Annotated in this window: 3 protein-coding genes; all 3 read left to right on the top strand. The window is 61.8% G+C overall.

What is annotated here, in order from left to right; all coding sequences use genetic code 11:
• The first annotated feature begins 77 nt into the window (after window positions 1–77).
• The 3 genes from GGQ98_RS18005 (at window position 78) to GGQ98_RS17995 (ending at window position 1677) form a co-directional block, all read left to right on the top strand.
• Window positions 78–416, top strand: a complete 339-nt coding sequence (locus GGQ98_RS18005; protein WP_184072046.1) for a hypothetical protein — start codon at window positions 78–80, stop codon at window positions 414–416.
• 10 nt (window positions 417–426) lie between these two features.
• A complete protein-coding gene (locus tag GGQ98_RS18000; RefSeq protein ID WP_184072044.1) occupies window positions 427–1125 on the top strand; it encodes a hypothetical protein in 699 nt (232 codons plus the stop codon).
• A 267-nt stretch (window positions 1126–1392) separates the two neighbouring features.
• Complete coding sequence (locus tag GGQ98_RS17995; RefSeq protein WP_184072042.1) at window positions 1393–1677, top strand: hypothetical protein; 285 nt, start codon at window positions 1393–1395, stop codon at window positions 1675–1677.
• Window positions 1678–1733: the final 56 nt, after the last annotated feature.

Raw genomic sequence — 1733 nt, 5'->3', positions numbered from 1 at the left:
AAAACCAGGCCGCTGCCTAAACCATCGAAATGAGGGGTCCCTATTGGACGCCGATCACCCCGCTAACGGGGTCCCTTTTGCACGCCGGTCCACAGGCGAGGGCTGTTCTCGATGAGGCCGAGCGTGTCCGCAGCGACCCCGCGTACCGCGCCGACCGGTTCGTCGCGGAGTGGACCCGGCTCCGAAAGCAGCAAGAGCATGCCAGGTTCTGGGGCGAGGAGCACAAGCTCCCGAAGATCAATGCCGGAATGGCCGGGCTTGCAAAGAGCCTCGAGCGTGATGCGCAGATGGAATCCCTGCTTCGGCCACGCGCCCGCGAGCTTGGGCTCGGCATCGGCATGGAACCGGAGCGCGGTCTGTCCCGGGAGCTCTCAGACTGGTTCGGCCTCTCGCGCGGGCGTGGGCTCAGCCGCTAGGCTCCTGAGCATGACGACCGACTCATCTCCGGCAGAGGCGTTCCAGGCACTCCGGCGCGAGGTGGCCCTGCTCCGCCGCGCGCTCGAAGGGCTCGCCGCCGAGCAAAAGGCGCAGCCCGATTACAGCGGCGTGCTCGCCGGGATCGGCCAGAGGATCAAGGAGCAGAACGCCGCGCTCGGCGCCATGGCGAAGGCACCGACGCTTCAGCTGACACCAGAGATGATGGGGCAGCAGATCATGCGCGCGAGCGAGCAGGTCCGGGCCGAGGATGCCCGGCTTCTCGGCCTTGCGCAGAACGGGATGACAAGCGCAGTGCGTCAGATCGAGGCCGCGCTCGCGACGGCGCGAACCGCCCATGCTCAACAACGGGCGGTCAGATGGTACGCGATTCTTGGGATTGTGATCGGCCTAATCGCCGGCGCCGGATGCACTGCCATCATGATGGAGGGAACCACGCACCACGACGTTGCGATCAACAACGAAGGTAGCGCACACAACTCTCTTCAAACAGCAAACGGTGACACCATCTTGAAAGGGCAGCCATCTCAAAACTCAGTGCTGAAGCTTAGCAGCTTGAAGATCCATGCAATCCAAGCAAGCACCGCGAAAGACAAGATTAGGACAACGCTCCAAAGCCTGGACGCCCAGCCACGACTCTTCCATGCGAACCAAGCATTCAAAAGCGCGATAAGAAGTCCTCCTACATAGGCGACAAGTGTCAGTAGAGATACGATGATGATCTGGAAGTCGATCGTTTTGCTGTTCGCAGTGAAGGTCATGACTGGCGTAATTGTTTGTATCCACAGCGTTGGCACGACGATGCCGACAAGCGCAGCGAGCCTGAGCGGGAGATACACGCGCTGATCTGCTGTAGGAAGCGGTTTCGGTATCCCGGCAAAACGACGCATCGCGGAGGTCACCGGCCAGGCGGCTATCGTCAGTAACAGTATGACGAACGCGCCTTGAGATAATGGCTTGAGCCAAAGCGTGGACCGCCACCAGGGCAAGCGATCCCACACGACCAGCGGCGAATATTCATCGACGCTGAAACGGACCGGACGGCCTTCGATCACCTGTGCCGCCAGCCGTTCCTTGCCATTGACCTCTCGCCAGACAAACGGTGCGATTTCACGCCATTTCTTGGGGGGCACCGTCGAGCCCGGTGAAAGCCGGGACGACGAGATTGCCTTCGCTATCGACGTCAACCACCGTCGGATGTCTAACCCCTCTTATTCACCGGGCCGCTGCGTGATGGCGTGATCCTGGGCGGAGGCGGCAGGCGGAGATGGCAAGGGCGAGTTGCGCCGTGGCGACTA

The organism is Sphingosinicella soli (assembly GCF_014199685.1).
In the GTDB taxonomy this organism is placed as follows: Bacteria; Pseudomonadota; Alphaproteobacteria; order Sphingomonadales; family Sphingomonadaceae; genus Sphingosinicella; species Sphingosinicella soli.
This window is presented reverse-complemented; position numbering and strand designations above follow the sequence as displayed.